16 protein-coding genes are annotated in these 16751 nt (G+C 67.7%); 10 read left to right on the forward strand and 6 right to left on the reverse strand.

Features of this window, described 5'->3' with window-relative positions:
- Positions 1 to 64: 64 nt before the first annotated feature.
- The 8 genes from LMF57_RS14460 (at position 65) to LMF57_RS14495 (ending at position 8763) form a co-directional block, all read left to right on the forward strand.
- Positions 65 to 2008, forward strand: a complete 1944-nt coding sequence (locus tag LMF57_RS14460) for a DUF885 family protein (RefSeq protein ID WP_229290095.1) — start codon at positions 65 to 67, stop codon at positions 2006 to 2008.
- A gap of 16 nt (positions 2009 to 2024) precedes the next feature.
- Positions 2025 to 3095: a serine hydrolase domain-containing protein gene (locus tag LMF57_RS14465; RefSeq protein WP_229290096.1), complete on the forward strand. Its 1071-nt coding sequence runs from the start codon at positions 2025 to 2027 to the stop codon at positions 3093 to 3095.
- Positions 3092 to 3496 (forward strand): VOC family protein, encoded by a 405-nt coding sequence (locus LMF57_RS14470; RefSeq protein ID WP_229290097.1) that lies wholly within the window; start codon positions 3092 to 3094, stop codon positions 3494 to 3496. The genes LMF57_RS14465 and LMF57_RS14470 overlap by 4 nt, the downstream gene beginning before the upstream one ends.
- 345 nt (positions 3497 to 3841) lie before the next feature.
- Complete coding sequence (locus LMF57_RS14475) at positions 3842 to 4291, forward strand: DUF2147 domain-containing protein (RefSeq protein WP_025879086.1); 450 nt, start codon at positions 3842 to 3844, stop codon at positions 4289 to 4291.
- Between the two features lie 102 nt (positions 4292 to 4393).
- A complete protein-coding gene (metG, locus tag LMF57_RS14480; RefSeq protein ID WP_208082908.1) occupies positions 4394 to 6466 on the forward strand; it encodes a methionine--tRNA ligase in 2073 nt (690 codons plus the stop codon).
- Positions 6467 to 6542: 76 nt separating this feature from the next.
- Positions 6543 to 7133 (forward strand): HAD family hydrolase, encoded by a 591-nt coding sequence (locus LMF57_RS14485; RefSeq protein ID WP_208082409.1) that lies wholly within the window; start codon positions 6543 to 6545, stop codon positions 7131 to 7133.
- Between the two features lie 24 nt (positions 7134 to 7157).
- Complete coding sequence (gene rnfB, locus LMF57_RS14490; RefSeq protein ID WP_032952130.1) at positions 7158 to 7571, forward strand: Rnf electron transport complex subunit RnfB; 414 nt, start codon at positions 7158 to 7160, stop codon at positions 7569 to 7571.
- Between the two features lie 817 nt (positions 7572 to 8388).
- Complete coding sequence (locus LMF57_RS14495; protein WP_025879082.1) at positions 8389 to 8763, forward strand: hypothetical protein; 375 nt, start codon at positions 8389 to 8391, stop codon at positions 8761 to 8763.
- 82 nt (positions 8764 to 8845) lie between these two features.
- Here the strand turns inward: LMF57_RS14495 and LMF57_RS14500 are convergent, their stop codons facing one another.
- Complete coding sequence (locus LMF57_RS14500) at positions 8846 to 9193, reverse strand: RidA family protein (RefSeq protein WP_025879081.1); 348 nt, start codon at positions 9191 to 9193, stop codon at positions 8846 to 8848.
- A 192-nt stretch (positions 9194 to 9385) separates the two neighbouring features.
- Between LMF57_RS14500 and mprF the strand changes: the two genes are divergently transcribed.
- A complete protein-coding gene (gene mprF, locus LMF57_RS14505) occupies positions 9386 to 11950 on the forward strand; it encodes a bifunctional lysylphosphatidylglycerol flippase/synthetase MprF (RefSeq protein WP_229290098.1) in 2565 nt (854 codons plus the stop codon).
- 94 nt (positions 11951 to 12044) lie between these two features.
- Here the strand turns inward: mprF and LMF57_RS14510 are convergent, their stop codons facing one another.
- The 4 genes from LMF57_RS14510 to LMF57_RS14525 all read right to left on the reverse strand — a co-directional run bounded on the left by LMF57_RS14510 (position 12045) and on the right by LMF57_RS14525 (position 14921).
- Positions 12045 to 13379 carry an AcvB/VirJ family lysyl-phosphatidylglycerol hydrolase gene (locus LMF57_RS14510; RefSeq protein ID WP_324255942.1) on the reverse strand — a complete coding sequence of 445 codons (1335 nt, stop codon included), beginning with the start codon at positions 13377 to 13379 and terminating at the stop codon, positions 12045 to 12047.
- A gap of 96 nt (positions 13380 to 13475) precedes the next feature.
- Entirely contained in the window at positions 13476 to 14093 is a 618-nt protein-coding gene (locus LMF57_RS14515) for a DUF998 domain-containing protein (protein WP_049467943.1), read from the reverse strand.
- A complete protein-coding gene (locus LMF57_RS14520) occupies positions 14090 to 14269 on the reverse strand; it encodes an oxidoreductase-like domain-containing protein (RefSeq protein ID WP_099844378.1) in 180 nt (59 codons plus the stop codon). Before LMF57_RS14520 ends, LMF57_RS14515 begins: the two co-directional genes overlap by 4 nt.
- Positions 14270 to 14318: 49 nt before the next feature.
- Complete coding sequence (locus LMF57_RS14525) at positions 14319 to 14921, reverse strand: hypothetical protein (RefSeq protein ID WP_117310983.1); 603 nt, start codon at positions 14919 to 14921, stop codon at positions 14319 to 14321.
- 229 nt (positions 14922 to 15150) lie between these two features.
- Here LMF57_RS14525 and LMF57_RS14530 point away from each other — a divergent pair, with 229 nt between their 5' ends.
- Positions 15151 to 16308 (forward strand): transglutaminase domain-containing protein, encoded by a 1158-nt coding sequence (locus LMF57_RS14530; RefSeq protein WP_099784996.1) that lies wholly within the window; start codon positions 15151 to 15153, stop codon positions 16306 to 16308.
- A gap of 7 nt (positions 16309 to 16315) precedes the next feature.
- Here the strand turns inward: LMF57_RS14530 and LMF57_RS14535 are convergent, their stop codons facing one another.
- Entirely contained in the window at positions 16316 to 16651 is a 336-nt protein-coding gene (locus LMF57_RS14535; protein WP_025879075.1) for a zinc ribbon domain-containing protein YjdM, read from the reverse strand.
- Positions 16652 to 16751: the final 100 nt, after the last annotated feature.

Below are 16751 nucleotides of genomic sequence, written 5' to 3' on the forward strand. Positions count from 1 at the left end.
TACGCTGGCCGTACGCGCGCGGATCGTGCAAGCTCCACGGTCTGTGTTCCACGGAAGCTTCTTGATGCCGTATTCCCCCCGCGTCCTGGCCGCCGCCATCGCCGCGTTGTTCCTGTTCAGCGCCGTTCCGCCGGCCGAAGCAGCGAAGAAGAAGGGCAGCCGCCCCGCCGCCGCGCAGACCCGCCAGGCGGCCAAGCCGAAGGCCCGCGCCGGCACACGTGCCACTACGCCCGCCCGCGGCAGTTCGGCGCGCCGCGCCGCGCCGCGCCCGGTCGCCCCTGCCCGTGCGGTGCCCAAGCAGGTGCAGCTGGAGCGGCTGTACGACGAATACTGGGATGCCTCCATGCGATTGAACCCGCTGCAGGCCACCTTCCAGGGCGAGCCGCGCTACAACGACCAGCTGCCCAACATCCTTTCCGCCGCGTGGCGCCAGCAATCGCACGACTTCACCACCGAATGGCTGGGCAAGGTCGAGAAGATCGGCAGCGACGGCCTGCAGGGGCAGGACCTGCTCAGCTACGAGATCTTCGTGCGTGATGCCCGCGCTTCGCTGGCCGCCGAGCGTTATCCGAGCTGGATGATGCCGATCAGCCAGTACTACAACGTCGGCAGCATCATGGCCATCCTCGGCGCCGGTGCGGGCGCACAGCCGTTCAACACCGCCAAGGACTACGACACCTGGTCGCGACGCTCGCTGGGCATCCCCGACCTGTTCGAGCAGGCCATCGACAACATGCGCCAGGGCATGAAGGCCGGCGTGGTGCAGCCGCGCGACCTGATGGAAAAGGTACTGCCGCAGCTGGACGCGGTGATCAAGCCGACCGCCGAAGAGAGCATCTTCTGGTCGCCGATCCGGACCATGCCCGAGTCCATCTCCGCCGAAGACAAGGCGCGCATCAGCGCCGAGTACAAGCGCATGATCGAACTGCGCATCATGCCGGCCTACCGCGCCCTGCGCGGCTTCATCGCCACCGAATACCTGCCTGCCACGCGCAGCAGCAGCGGCCTTGGCGCACTTCCCGACGGCCAGGCCTGGTACGCCAACCTGATCGTGCAGACCACCGCCAGCCAGCAGACTGCCGCGCAACTGCATGCGCTGGGCGAGCAGCGCGTGCAGGAGCTGCAGGCGCAGATCACCACGGTGATGCGCGACGGCAAGTTGCGCGGTTCGCAGGCCAAGCTGCTGCGCGGCATGCGCAACGATCGCCAGTTCCAGTACAGCGATGCCAACGCGCTGCTCAACCGTTACCGGCAGGTGCAGCAGCAGGTCGATGCACGTCTGCCGCAGGTACTGGACACCCTGCCGAAGGCGCCGCTGCAGATCCGTGCAGTGGAACCGGAGCGTGCCATGACCGCCGCCGCAGCCTCCTACCAGCCGTCTCCGCCGGGACAATCCGGCGTGCTGTTCGTCAACACCCGCGACCTGCCCAGCCGCAAGCGCTGGAACGTGCCGGTGCAGTACCTGCACGAAGCCATTCCCGGCCACCATGTGCAGCTGGGCCTGCAGCAGGAGCTGACCAAGCTGCCGCGCTTCCGCCGTCTCGGCGGTGATCTCGCCTTCGTCGAAGGCTGGGGCCTGTACGCGGAAACCCTGGGCGACGAGCTCGGGGTGTACACCGATCCGTACGACCGCATTGGTTATCTGTATTCGCGCCTGCTGCGCGCCGCGCGCGTGGTCGCCGATACCGGCGTGCATGCGCAGGGCTGGAGCAAGCAGCAGGCCGTGGCCTATCTGCAGAAAACCGTGGACATGAGCGCTGACGATGCCAACGCGGAAGTGGAACGGATCATGGCCCAGCCTGGCCAGGCGCTGTCCAACGTCGCCGGCCTGACCACGATCATCGCCCTGCGCGACAAGGCCAAGGCACGCCAGGGCGCTGCGTTCGACCTGCGCCGCTTCCATGCCGAAGTGCTGAAGGACGGTTCGATGCCGCTGGATGTACTGGACCACAAGATCGAACGCTGGCTGGCGCAGCCGGCCGCTGCAACGCCTGCGCCCGCGCCCTGACCGCCACGGAGCTGCCATGCGCCCTGCCGCCCTGCTGTGTGCCACGGTTCTCGCTCTGCTGCCGTCGATAGCGTTGGCAGCGGCACCGCTGGCACCGCCGGATGCAGGCATCGATGGGCTGATGCAGGCCTACGATGGCCAGGTGCCGGGCGCGGCGGTGCTGGTGCTGCACGACGGGCAGCCGGTGTTCCGTCGCGGCTACGGCCTGGCCGTGGTTGAAGATGGCAGCGCAGTCACGCCGGCCAGCAACTTCCGCCTGGCCTCGGTCAGCAAGCAGTTCACCGCTGCGGCGGTGCTGTTGCTGGTCGAGGACGGCCGCCTGGCGCTGGACCAGCCCGCGCGGCGCTGGCTGCCGGAGCTGCCGCCCGCCGCTGCCGGCATCACCCTGCGCCAGTTGCTGTCGCACACCAGCGGCCTGCTGGACTACGAAGACCTGATGGACCCTGCCGACACCCGGCAGGTGCACGACACCGATGTGCTGGCGCTGTTGGCCCGCGAAGATCGACTCGCCTTCGCACCCGGCAGCCAGTACCGCTACAGCAACAGCGGCTACGCATTGCTGGCGCTGATCGTCGGCCGCGCCGCCGGCAGCGACTTTGCCAGCTTCCTGCAGCAGCGCATTTTCCAGCCGCTGGGCATGGCGCACACCGTCGCCCACCAGGACGGGGTCGACCAAGTCGCGCAGCGTGCCTATGGCTACAGCGAAGTTGACGGACGTTGGCAGCGCACCGACCAGAGCACCACCAGCGCCGTGCTCGGCGATGGTGGCATCTACTCCTCGCTGGACGACCTCGCCCGCTGGGACGCAGCCCTGTACGACGACCGCCTGCTGTCGGCCGCATCACGCAAGGCCATGTTCAGCCCGGCCACCACCACCACCGAAGCGGACGTGCCGCATTACGGTTTCGGCTGGCGCCTGAACGGCCGCATGCACTGGCACAGCGGCGAGAGCATCGGCTTCCGCAACGTGATCCTGCGCTACCCGGACAAGCACCTGACAGTCATCGTGCTGAGCAACCGCAACGCCCCCGAACCCTATCCGCTGGCGCAGAAGATCGCCCAGCGCTGGCTGGACACCCTGCAATGACCCCTACGACCACCGGCCTGCTGGGCATCCACCATGCCGCACTGATCTGCAGCGACTACGCCCGCTCGAAAGACTTCTACGTGCGCGTGCTGGGCCTGCGCATACTGGCCGAGAACCACCGCGCGGCACGCGACTCGTGGAAACTGGACCTGGCCCTGCCCGATGGCGGCCAGCTGGAGCTGTTCTCCTTCCCCTCGCCCCCCGCACGGCCCAGCCGCCCCGAAGCCCAGGGCCTACGCCATCTCGCGTTCCGGGTAGCCGCGCTGGAACCCTTCGTCGAACGCCTGGCCCGCCACGGCGTGGAATGCGAACCGATCCGCGTGGACGAATACACCGGCCGCCGCTTCACCTTCTTCGCCGACCCCGACGACCTGCCGCTGGAGCTGTACGAGACCGGCTGAGCGATTTTCAATCGCGGAAGTTTATCCACGCATGGCGTGGATCTGCGTGTCGACCAAGGTCGACACCTACCAACAGCAGCGGGAACCTGTCGAAGGCGGGGTGGGTCCGGTTGCGGGGGCGTAAGCGCCATGGATGGCGCGACCGAGCCTACAGGGACGTATTTACGGCGCCCCCCGCAACCGGACCCACCCCGCCATCCCACGGAATGCAGCTGTTGCCGTTGCCGTTGCCGTAGCGGGTGCCGGGTGCAACCCGGCCAAAGCCCCCCTTCCCCATACCCCGCCGAATGGGTATACAGTCGACCCGTACCGGCATCGTGCCGGAATGAACCCTGGGAGGGGACCATGCGCAAGACCTTCAAGACCCTGCTGCTGGCGCTGCCGCTGTGCCTGGCCGCGCTCTCCGCGCAGGCCGCCGACAGTGCCGCCGGCCGCTGGAAGACCATCGACGACAAGACCGGCAAGGTGAAGTCGATCGTCGAGATCAGCCAGGCCGCCAACGGCACGCTGTCCGGCAAGGTGGTCGAGATCCTGCACTCGGACAAGGGCCCGAACCCGGTCTGCGATGGTTGCGAGGGCGCCAACAAGAACAAGCCGGTGAAGGGCATGACCATTCTCTGGAACCTGAGCCAGGACAAGGGCACCACCAGCAAGTGGTCCGGTGGCACCATCCTCGACCCGGCCAACGGCAAGACCTACCGCTCGAAGATCGAGCTGCAGCCGGGCGGCGGCAAGCTGGACGTGTCCGGCTGCATCGCCTTCATCTGCCGCGCGCAGACCTGGGTCCGCGAGTAAGCGTCACGGCCCCGGCAATGCCCTGGTGACCCGGCTCCGGCCGGGTCACCGCGTTGCGGGCATGCGATAATCCCCGGTTCCCCCTGGCTGCACCCCGTGACCATGACCCGTACCGCGCTCGTCACCACCGCCCTGCCCTACGCCAACGGCCCGCTGCACCTGGGCCACCTGGTCGGCTACATCCAGGCTGACATCTGGGTGCGGGCGCGTCGAATGAGTGGCGGCAAGGCCTGGTTCGTGTGCGCCGACGACACCCACGGCACGCCGATCATGCTGGCTGCGGAAAAGGCCGGGGTCACCCCGGAAACCTTCATCGCCAACATCCAGGCCAGCCACGAGCGCGATTTCGCCGCTTTCGGCGTCGCCTTCGACCATTACGACTCGACCAACTCCGCCGCCAACAAGGCGCTGACCGAAGCGTTCTACCTGAAGCTGGAAGCGGCCGGCCACATAAGCCGCCGTTCGGTGGCGCAGTTCTACGACCCGGCCAAGGGCATGTTCCTGCCCGACCGCTACGTCAAGGGCATCTGCCCGAACTGCGGCAGCGCCGACCAGTACGGCGACAACTGCGAGGTCTGCGGCGCCACCTATGCGCCGACCGACCTGAAGGAGCCGCGCTCGGTGATCTCCGGGGCAACCCCGGAAATGCGCGATTCGGAGCACTTCTTCTTCGAGGTCGGCCACTTCGACGGCTTCCTGCGCGACTGGCTGGCCGGCGATGTCGCCCTGCCGGGCGTGAAGGCCAAGCTGGGTGAATGGCTCAACGCCGAAGGCGGCCTGCGTGCGTGGGACATCTCGCGCGATGCACCGTACTTCGGTTTCGAGATTCCCGGCCAGCCGGGCAAGTATTTCTACGTCTGGCTGGACGCGCCGATCGGCTACCTGTCCAGTTTCCAGACCCTGTGCAGCAGGATCGGCGAGGACTTCGAAGCGCACCTGCGCGCCGGCACCAGCACCGAGCTGCATCATTTCCTCGGCAAGGACATCGTCAATTTCCATGGCCTGTTCTGGCCGGCGGTGCTGCACGGCACCGGCCACCGCGCGCCGACCCGCCTGCACGTCAACGGCTACCTGACCGTCGATGGCGCGAAGATGAGCAAGTCGCGCGGCACCTTCGTGATGGCGCGTACGTTCCTCGATGCCGGCCTGGAGCCGGAGGCACTGCGTTACTACTTCGCCGCCAAGTCCGGTGGTGGCGTCGACGACCTCGACCTGAACCTGGGCGACTTCATCGCGCGCGTCAACGCCGATCTGGTCGGCAAGTTCGTCAACCTCGCCAGCCGCTGCGCCGGTTTCATCAGCAAGCGCTTCGATGGCCAGTTGGCCGCGCAGCTGCCCGACGCGGCGCAGTACCAGCGCTTCGTCGATGGCCTGGCGCCGATCCGTGAGGCATACGAGCGCAACGACCCGGCCGCGGCAATCCGTCTGACCATGACCCTGGCCGATGAAGCCAACCGCTACATCGACGACGTCAAGCCGTGGGTGATCGCCAAGCAGGAAGGCGCCGACGCGCAGCTGCAGGCGGTCTGCAGCCAGGGCCTGAACCTGTTCCGCGTACTGGTCACCGCCCTGAAGCCGGTGCTGCCGGCCACCGCGGCGCAGGCCGAGGCCTTCCTGGCCGCGCCGGTGAATGACTGGACCGAGCTGGCGCAGCCGCTGCTGGGCCACCGCATCACCGACTACACCCCGCTGTTCACCCGTATCGACCCGAAGAAGATTGACGCCATGATCGACGCCTCCAAGGACACCCTGACCGCCGCCGCCCCCGCTGCCAAGGTTGAAGCAAGCAAGCCCGCCGCACCGGTGGTGGCCAAGGAAGAAGCAAAGAGCGCCGACGCGCCGGCCTACATCGGCATCGACGACTTCGCCAAGCTCGACCTGCGCATCGGCAAGGTGCTGGTGTGCGAGTTCGTGGAAGGCTCGGACAAGCTGCTGCGTTTCGAACTGGATGCCGGCGACCTCGGCAAGCGCCAGATCTTCTCCGGCATCCGCGCGAGCTACGGCGAGCCGGAAGCGCTGGTCGGCCGCAGCGTGGTGTTCATCGCCAACCTGGCACCGCGCAAGATGCGCTTCGGCCTGAGCGAAGGCATGATCCTGTCGGCCGGTTTCGATGGCGGCGCGCTGGCGCTGCTGGACGCCGACAGCGGCGCGCAGCCGGGCATGCCGGTTCGTTGATGCAGTACGGGCGCGGCCCTGGCCGCGCCCGGTCATGAGCACCGCGAAGGGAGGTACCGTGATGGGAGATGCTGCGTTGGAACTGGCGCTGTTCGACTTCGACCACACTGTCACCACCTGCGACACCTATGGCCGCTTCCTGCGCCGGGTCGCCACCGCCGAACAGCTGGCACAGGCCTGGTGGAAAGTCGGCCCGTGGCTGCTGGCCTACAAGCTGAAACTGATCTCCGCCGAGCGCATCCGCGCACGGGTGACCCGGTTGACCTTCAGCGAGCGCCACGCCGATGACATCGAGACGCTGGCTGCGGGCTTTTCCCGCGAGTTCCTGCCCGATGTCGTGCGCCCGGAAATGCTGGAGCAGATCCGTTGGCACAAGGAGCAGCAGCACACCGTGGTGGTGGTGTCCGGTTCACTGGACCTGTACCTGCGGCCGTGGTGCGAACAACTGGGCCTGCAGCTGATCTGCAATCGGCTGGAAAGCGAAAGCGGACGCCTGACCGGCCGCTACGCCGGTGGCGATTGTGGTCCGCGCAAGGTCGAGCACATCCGCCGCCAGTTCGACCTGTCACGTTACACACGCATCCATGCCTACGGTGACAGCGCGGAGGATCGCCCGATGCTGGCCCTGGCGCACGAGCGCTGGTACCGCGGCAAACCCGTGAAGTAACCCAACGCGCAGCCTTCGCCACGCATGAGCCTGATTCCGCCCCTGACCGAACGCCTGGACCGCTTGCTGCCGCAGACCCAATGCGGGCAATGCGGTTACGACGGCTGTCGCCCGTATGCGCAGGCGATGGCGCGGGGCGAGGCGGGCGTGGATCGTTGTCCGCCCGGCGGCGATGCCGGTGCGCGGGCGTTGGCGCAGGTGCTGGGGGTGCCGGCGTTGCCGTTCGATCGCAGCCGGGGCGAGCACAAGCCGCCGCAGGTGGCGTTGATCGTGGAGGCTGACTGCATCGGTTGCACCAAGTGCATACAGGCGTGCCCGGTGGATGCGATCGTCGGCGGGGCGAAGTACATGCACACGGTGATTGCCGATCTGTGCACGGGGTGCGAGTTGTGTATTCCACCGTGCCCGGTGGATTGCATCGAGCTGGTGTTGGTGTAGGTTTTTTTTTGCGACGCCGCGGCGTCGCGTTGCGCTGAGAGCAACAGCAACAGCAACAGCTGGGAGCATCGGCTGCCTGGGTTTCAGGATCTGGGCGGGTGGGCGGGGGCAAGCGGGACACGCCGTAAACCCATCCATGGGGGCTCGATGGCGCCTTGCTCGTGTGCGCTATCCTGCGCACACGGCAAGACCTGGGTTGGGCGTCCTGCCCAACCCGCCAGGCGCATGCGCCTGGCCCATGGCGCCAACGGTCCCGCTTGCCCCCGCCCACCAGCCCCCGACAGATATCCGTGGCGGACGGTCGAGCAACTGCAATGCCATGGCTGGGGTGTTGGTGGGTGCGGACCTTGGTCCGCACTATCTGTCCGATGTCATGAACCCTCGTCGCAATCGACCTTTACCGTGCACGCTGGCAACTGCCGAATCAGGATGTCTGTCGCAGATTGCTCGATCATTCGCGCCCCCCTGCGCCAGCTGCGCTTGAGGCCCTTCAACAGCATGCAAAAATGCTGAAAGCGTCTTGATGGTGCGAGCAATGCAACTCGTCTGATTGGCATTGCGCAGCAGCAGGTTTACAGATGATGAGCCACCGAAAAAAGGTGGCCGGGCTTCGAAAACCCGCTTTGTCGAACGTTGTTTACGCTTGCCAGCCGGCGTCACCTTGCGTGGCGCCGGCTGGCAATCCGTCTGCCGGTCATGGCGGGCGGGGCGTGGGGGCCTTCGGGCCAGCCGGAGCGTTCGACACCGGTTTTCGAGCCACGTCTCCGTCCGCCACCTTTGAGTGGCGGCTACCGTCTGTCCTGCACGGAGCCTTGCCATGAACGCATCAGATTTCCCCCATCTGCACGCCTACCTCGGCCCGGCAGACGCCGACGAGGACACGGAACCGTCGCCAGCGCTTGATCCCACCACGCTGGTTGCGACCCTGCGGCGCATCGGTACCGGCGCCGCCGCTGACGGTCAGCCGTGGCCGGAGCGGCATCAACTTCCCAGCCGGTGCATGGCGCTGGCCGATGCCGATTGCGCGCTGGCCGGGCTGCGCGTGGTGCAGGAGGTCCTGCTGGCCGCCGAACGCACCCGGCAGAACGGCGCGCCGGAGGAGTACGTCGGCGACCGGGTCATGGAAGGCCTGATGCTGGCCTGCCTGGCCTTGTGCACGCAGGCAAGCACACGACTGCAGCCGCAGCTGTAACGGATGTTGCAGCGTCAGCCCCCCGGCAAACGGGGTCAGATCCCTTTTCCGGAGGAAAAAGGATCTGACCCCTGTCCGGTCATTACGGCACTGCCGCCGTAACGATGATCTCGACCTTCCACTCGGCGTGCGCAAGCTTGGCTTCAACCGTGGCACGGGCCGGGGTCGCGCCCTCCACCACCCACTCGTCCCACGCCTTGTTCATGCCCTCGAAATCGGCCATGTCGGCCAGGAAGATCTCCGCACGCAGCACGTGCTGGCGGTCACTGGCCACCAGCGCCAGCAGCTTGTCGATCTCGGCCAGCACCTGCCGGGTCTGGCCGGTGATGTCCTGGCTGGTGTCTTCCGGAATCTGGCCGGAAAGGTAGGCGACCTTGTTGTACACGGTCATCTCGGACATGCGCGGTCCGACGTCGTAACGCTCCATCATGGGCGTGGCTCCTGCGGGTGGTCTGGACTGCATTCTCACCCAGCCGGCGTTGGAAGTGTGTGCCCGGTGCGGCCACTGGATACCGCCACCACCAGCACAGCGGCAGTGCTGGTCAAACGGCGTGGACAGGCGCACGATGCGCCACGCCTGCGTTGACACCGCCCTCGCCCTTTCTGACGCACCCTTGCGCCGATGACCGCACCCACCGATTCCACTGCCTCCCCTTCCACACCGACCTGGAAGCGGGTCGTCACCATCGTCGTCCCGCTGCTGATCCTCGCGCTGGCCCTGCATGGGCTGGCCGGCGAATTCGACGAGCATGGCTACCGCGCCATCCGCCAGGCCTTCCGCGAGCTCAGCACTGCGCAGATCGCGCTGACCGTGCTGCTCGGCCTGGCCAGCTACGCCTGCCTGATCGGCTTCGATGCGATCGGCCTGCGCCGCAGTGGTATCCGCGTGCACCCGGCACGGATCGGCATCACCGCCTTCCTCGCCCACACCCTGGGCCAGACCGTGGGCTTTGCCGCCCTCACCGGCGGCGCAGTGCGCCTGCGCGGCTACCGCAGTGCCGGCCTGGACCTGGCGCAGATCGGCCAGGTGGTGCTGATGAGCACGCTCGGCTTCATCTTCGGCGCGTGGCTGCTGATCGGCGTTGCCCTGTGCATGGAGCCGGCCGCGGCCGCGCTTGCGCTGCCGCTGGACCCCGGCGCGGTGCGCGTGGTCGGCATCGTCGCGCTGCTCGCCTATGCGGCCACCTTCGTCCTGGTCGGCCGCAACGGTCGCCAGTTCCGCATCTTCGGCCATGGCCTGTGGCTGCCCGACCGGCGCACCATGCTCGGGGTCACCGTGTTGAGCGTGATCGAACTGGTCCTGGCCAGTGCCGCCTTCTATGTGCTGCTGCCCGATTCCACGCCGACCGGCCTGCCCGGTTTCGTCGGCCTGTATCTGGTGGCCGTGCTGGCCGGCCTGGTGTCGACGGTGCCGGCCGGCCTGGGCGTGTTCGAGTGGAGCCTGCTGAAGCTGCTGCCGCAGGTGGCGCCGGCTGCAGTACTGGCGGCGGCATTGATCTACCGCGTCAGCTACTACGTGCTGCCGCTGCTGCTGGCCACCGTGCTGGCCCTGGCGCCCGCGCTGCGGCAGCCGCTGCAGGCCAGCGCAGGTGCCACCCGCGCCGGCTGGTACGCGCTGCGTCCGTGGTTGCCGCAGATCATCGCGCTGGCCGCCTTCAGTGTCGGTGCCGCGCTGGTCATCGACGGCACCCTGCCCACACCGCGACGGCACCTGATCAATGCCTCGCTGCCGATCCTGGAAACCTCGCACCTGATCGGCAGCCTGGCCGGCGTCGCCCTGTTGCTGATCGGCCAGGGCCTGGCCCGCCGCAGCCACGCGGCCTGGATGCTGGCGATGGCGATCTGCGTGATCGCGCCGCTGCCGATCTGGCTGCGCGGTGGCCAACCGCTGATCGCCTTGTCGGCACTGCTGGTGGCGATGGCGCTGTGGGCGGCGCGGCGCGAGTTCTATCGCCAGGGCGCGCTGCTGGACGAAGCCTGGTCGTGGCCATGGCTGCGCAACCTCGGCCTGGTGCTGGTGGCGGTGACGTGGCTGCTGTTCTTCACTTACAGCCACGTCGAATACCAGAACGAGCTGTGGTGGCAGTTCGCCGTGTCCGGCAATGCGCCGCGCGCGCTGCGTGCACTGCTGCTGGTGGCGATGGCGCTGGTGATGTTCGGCCTGGCGCGGCTGCTGCACAGCACGCGCAGCCCGCTGCCGCCTGCCGACGACGCAACCCTGCAGGCGCTGGCACCGGTGCTGGCCGGCGCCACCGACACCCAGGCCTGCCTGGTGCTGACTGCCGACAAGGCGGTGCTGCGCGATGAGCAGCACAAGGGCTTTGTGATGATGCAGCGCTACGGCGGCTCGCTGATCGCGATGGGCGATCCGGTTGGGCCACCGGAGGTGGCGCGCGCACTGATCTGGCGCTTCCGCGAAGAAGCCGACCGGCTCGGACTGCGCCCGGTGTTCTACCAGGTGGGTGAGGCGTATTGGCAGACCTATCTCGATCTCGGCCTGGGCCTGGTCAAGCTGGGCGAAGAGGCCATGGTGCCGCTGCACGACTTCGGCCTGGAAGGCCGCGAGCGTGCCGACCTGCGGCAAGCCTGGAACCGCGGCAAGCGCGGCGGGCTGTCGTTCCGCGTAGCACCGGCGGAAGAGATCCCTGCCCTGCTGCCACGCCTGCATGCGATTTCCAGCGCCTGGCTGGAGGACAAGTCAGGCGACGAGAAAGGCTTCTCGCTGGGCAGCTACGACCCGGACTATCTCGTGCGTTTCCCGATCGCCCTGGTCGAAGCTGAAGGTCGGATCGTGGCCTTTGCCAACCTGTGGCAGGCACCGGCAGGCGCCGAACTGTCAGTGGATCTGATGCGCCACGTCAGCGACGCGCCGAAGGGCACGATGGATTTCCTGTTCATCGAGTTGTTCCTGTGGGGCCGCGCGCAGGGCTATGCACGGTTCTCGCTGGGCATGGCACCGCTGTCCGGCCTGGCCCAGCACCGCCTGGCCGGTCGCTGGAACCGCTTGGCCGGCCTGCTCGCACGACACGGCGAGCGCTTCTATGGCTTCAGCGGCCTGCGCAGGTTCAAGTCGAAGTTCGATCCGCAGTGGCGACCGCGCTACCTGGCCGCGCCCGGCGGCATGCACCTGCCGGCTGCACTGCTGGATGCCACGCGGCTGATCTCGCTGGACCCGCGGCGCAACTGACGCCCCGATCCGCCGGGCATGGCCCGGCGCTACCTGATGGATCGTCTGCACGGGTAGCGCCGGGCCATGCCCGGCGGTGGTCCCATGAGGCCGCTTACGCGCCGCCCTTGAGGATCACCTCGGCCAGGCGATCGTAGTCACCGCCGAAGTGATGGTCACCCGGCAACTTGACCTTGTGCACGCCGTCGTTGCCCGGCAGATCGGGGCACAGCGCATCCTCGTCCTTGTCGCCGTACACGCACAGGGTCCTGGCCGCCGGCAGCTTCGCCACTTCCGGCGCGATCGGCAGGCCGCCGCCACCGCCGCCCAGCCAGTTGCTGACATGGAATTCAAAGTCGGCGTTCCTGCCCACCGACAGCAGCACGATGCGCTCGAGGCCGGCGCGGGTGCCTGCATCCAGCTGGTTGATGGTGGCCGGCAGCACGTCGGCGCCCTGCGAGAAACCGATCAGCATCACCTTGTCGCGCTGCCATTGCTGGCGGTAGTGGCCGATGATCTTCTGCAGATCGACAGCGAATCCCTGCGGCGTGCGTTCGCTCCAGAAATAACGCAGCGAATCGATGCCAACCACCGCCACGCCATGTTCGGCCAGGGCGCCGGCCACGTCCTTGTCCAGGCCGGCCCAGCCGCCATCGCCGGAAACGAACACCGCCAAGGTGTCACCGCTGCCCTGCGCCGGCACTTCCACTACCGGCAGCCCCTTCAGGGCATCCGGCGGCGGTGCCAGCGCGACCCCGGCCTGTGCGCCGATCACCCGCGCGGCGGCCACCAGCCCCGGTGTCGCATCGCCAGCGGCGGTGCGCTTGAATTCACGCGCCATGGCAACCTGCTGCACGAACGGGCCAGCGCTGTTGGTCGAACACCCCGGCGCGCCGGCCGCGTTCAACCACGGGAAATTCAGTTCGCTGGGCTGCAGGCGGTCGTGCTTCACGCCATCACCGCAGACCATGCGCTCGTGCACATGTGCCGGGCAGAATCCCGAGGTCAGCAGGCCGGCAAAGACCTGGGTGTCGGCCTGCGCTGCCAGCGCATAGGCCAGTTCGGCGCCTTCGCCGCTGCCGCCGACCAACGGCAGGTGATACCCCGGCAGATGCAGGAACGCCTGTACCCAACGCGAGAAATTCTCGACATCGCCCGCGCCGAACGCGCAGCTGCTGTTGCCTTCGCGCTTGAGCACGCCGCGCAGGTGGGCCACATCCACCGATGCGACCAATGCACCATCGGCGCGCAGCGCTTCAATCGGCATGCGGCTGTCATCGGCATCGGCGCCGTCATGGAACCAGATCACTACCCGTTGCGGTGCCCCGGCCGGAACATGCACCGGCACCTGATCGAAACGTCCATGGCTGACCTGCTGCACTGACGCCACCGCTGGCATCGCCGCCAGCGCCAACACCAGTCCCATCGCCCTGCCCAGCCCTGCACGCATCGTTTCGCATCCCGTTGGAATGCGCACACGATACGCCGCTGCTGCGTGCACGGCACGTACCGGTACAGGCGCCCTGCAATCGGGCAGGTGGTTGATTCAGCGGGTGCCGGCGGCACGCCCGCGGCGATACAGCGCCAGCGCCAACCACAGCAGCCAGCCGACGATCACCGCGATCACCAGTTTCTGCCCCAGCCCACGCGGTGGGCCACCGCGCCACAGCACGTGTACCCACAGCAGCACGAAGGCCAGCCATGCCCAGCCCCACAACAGCGCCGCACTGCCCCGCCAGCCCGGCTCGCGGCGCAGGTACCAGGCCTGCAGCAGCATGCCGACGCTGGCGCACAGGAAGGCGGTATTGGCGGCCAGGCCGTGGATCAACGGCGCCAGCAACGGCGTTGCCGCGGGTAGCCAGCTGTCACCGATGGCGACGGTGGCCAGGCCAACGGCCGCCACGCAGAACAACAGCGGTGCCGCTGCGCTGCGCCGCGGCCCCACGCTGTGCCGATACAACGCGATGCCGAGCACGGCGATGGCCAGTGCCAGCAGGCAGTAGGCGCTGCGTAGCGCCAGGCCCCACGGCCCATGCAGGTACAGGCTCAAGGTGGCCTTCACCCAATCCAGATCGGCCCGCGCGAACTGCGTCCACAACGCGGTCGCCACGAACAACAGCAGTGCCACCAGCGCCAGCGTCGCGGCCGGACGGGCCCGCGTCATGGGCCAGCGTCCGGATGCCGGGCCTGCCACTCAGCCAGCGCCTTGCGGTAACGCTGCAGCTCCTCGGTGTACAGGTCGAGCACGCACAACGGGCAGCCACTGCCGCAGCATTCGTTGGGGCCGGGTTCTTCCGGGGGCAGCGGACGGGGATCGGCAGGAGTATCAGAGACGGTCACGGCTGCAAACAACACCACGCAATGGCAGGTGGGTAGTGTAGCGGCGCGCTCAGGCGCCCAGTTGGCGGCGCAGGTTGGCTCGCGCGGCGGCATCAAGCTGCTGGTCGAAAAAGTCGCTGAGGAAGATCCGCGGCGCGCGCAGCAGCCCCTGCAGGAAGCGGCGGCGTCCGGCGCGGTACAGAAAGCCCGGCACCACGCCTTTGTACTCTTCGGCCACGCCGCGGTCATACGCGGCAAACACCTCCTCGGGTGCCGCCAGGATCGCCATGTCGCAGTCGAGGAACAGTGCCGCTTCGGCATCGACATCGGCCGGGCCCAGCTCGCCATGGTGGGCGGTGAGCAGGATCAACTGCTCGACCCGGCCGGCATCGACTGATGCGAGCTCGGGCCAGTCCGCGATCGCCTGCAGGGCCAGCGCGGCCGACCTGGCCTCGTTGTCCTTGCGGCCGGCCTGGTAGATCGCATCGTGGTACAGCACTGCCAGATAGACCTCGGCCGGCTGCTGCCAGCCCGGACCTGCAGCCACCTCCTGGCAATGCTGCAGCACCGCGCGCACATGGCCGAAGTGGTGGTAGGCGCGCGGTGGCGTCGCATAGGCATCCTGCAGTGCCTGCCAATGCGCGGGAGCGAGAGTCAGCGGGGCGAAGTCCATGCAGGGATGATCCCGCCCTTGGCACCGCCGGGCAAGCTGGCTGTTTTTTCACCAGCCACTCACATCCCGTGCCGGGCAAGGGCGCAGGACAGTTGTCCACAGGTTTGTCGCGTGCTGGTCCACACCGGCTGTGGACGAAGCGCAGCGCCGATCGCCGGTGGATGCGGACCGCCACGCGCGGGTCTACACTGGCCGCAGGCGGGAGCGCCCGCCGCTGCCGGAAACCGTCATGCGCCGTCTTGCCGCCCGATGCTTTCTCCTGCCACTGCTCGCGCTCGGCGCGCCAGCCCTGTCCGCGCAGGATGCTCCAGCCGCTGCGCCCGCCATCCCGACCATCTCCACCGTAAAGGTCACCGCAGCCAGCGTGCCGACACCCGAACAGGTGCTCGCGATCCCGCCGGCGATGCGCGAGATGCTGCAGAAGCAGGTGATCAGCCGCAGCTACTCGCGCGACCAGCGCCTGCAGGCGCTGGTGGAGATGATCTTCAGCCAGCACGGCCTGGACCTGCAGTACGACGCCGATGCGACCTACACCGTCAGCGAGATCTGGCAGCACCAGCGCGCCAACTGCCTCGCCTTCACCCTGCTGTTTGTCACCCTGGCCCGTGAGGCCGGCATCCAGGCGCGGGTGCAGGAAGTCGGCCAGGTGGTGTCGTGGTACCAGGACCAGGACCAGGGCGTTGTCTACAACGTCGGGCACGTCAACGCCGGCGTGGATGTCGGTGGCCGCTACGGTACGGTCGACCTGGACCGCAACGTGCTGTACGACCGCCACGGGCCGCAACCGATTGGCCGCGAACGGGCGCTGGCGCACTACTACAACAACCGGGGCGCGGAGCAGCTGGCCGATGGCGACCTGAGCGGAGCACGTGCCTTCTTCGATGCCGCGCTGGCGCAGGACCCGGAGTTCGCCTCGACATGGAACAACATCGGCGTGCTCGACAACCGCCTGGGCGATGACCAGGCGGCCCGCACGGCGCTGGACACGGCGTTGCGCCTGGACGGACGCCAGAGTGCAGCGCTGAACAACGCCAGTGCGCTCTATCGCAAGCTGGGCATGACGGCGCAGGCGGAAGCCATGCAGAAGAAGCTGCAGTCGGTGCAGCGCGAGGACCCGTTCGCGCAGTACATGCAGGGTGCCCAGGCCGAACGCGCTGGCGACCTGGACAAGGCGATCACGTACTACCGGCGGGCGGTGCGCCTGTACGACACCGCGCACCAGTTCCACTTCGGCCTGGCGCGGGTGTATTTCCTGACGGGCCGGCTGCAGCGTGCAGACCGCGAACTGCTGCGGGCGCAGGAACTGGGCGGTTCAACGCAGCAGGCACGCTACCAGGCCAAGCTGGACAGCCTGGCCCGCTGGCGGGCGCAGCAGGCCAAGCGCTGAGCCGCGATCAGGCCTTCTTGAGGAAGCAGGTCTTCAGCACCAGGCCCTTGATCTTGTCCGAGTTGCCCTCGATGTGCTCGGCATCGTCTTCGACGAGGCGGATGTTGCGGATCACGGTGCCCTGCTTGAGCGGGATTGAGGAGCCCTTGACCTTCAGGTCCTTGATCACGGTGACGGTGTCGCCGGTCTGCAGGGTATTGCCGTTGCTGTCACGCACGACCAGGGTCGAACCGGTACCTTCTTCGGCCGTCCACTCGAAGCCGCAGTCGGCGCAGATCCACAGCGCGCCATCGGCATAGGTGTTTTCCAGGGTGCACTGCGGGCAGGCGGGAACAGAAGACATTGCAAGTACCTCAAAATGAATCAACAGCGGCCATTGTAACCGCCCGGCCTTTTCATTCATTTTCCGACGTCGGTCCGGACCGGACCTCGCCCCACCCCGC

This window comes from Stenotrophomonas sp. SI-NJAU-1 (assembly GCF_020883215.1).
GTDB lineage: Bacteria > Pseudomonadota > Gammaproteobacteria > Xanthomonadales > Xanthomonadaceae > Stenotrophomonas > Stenotrophomonas indicatrix.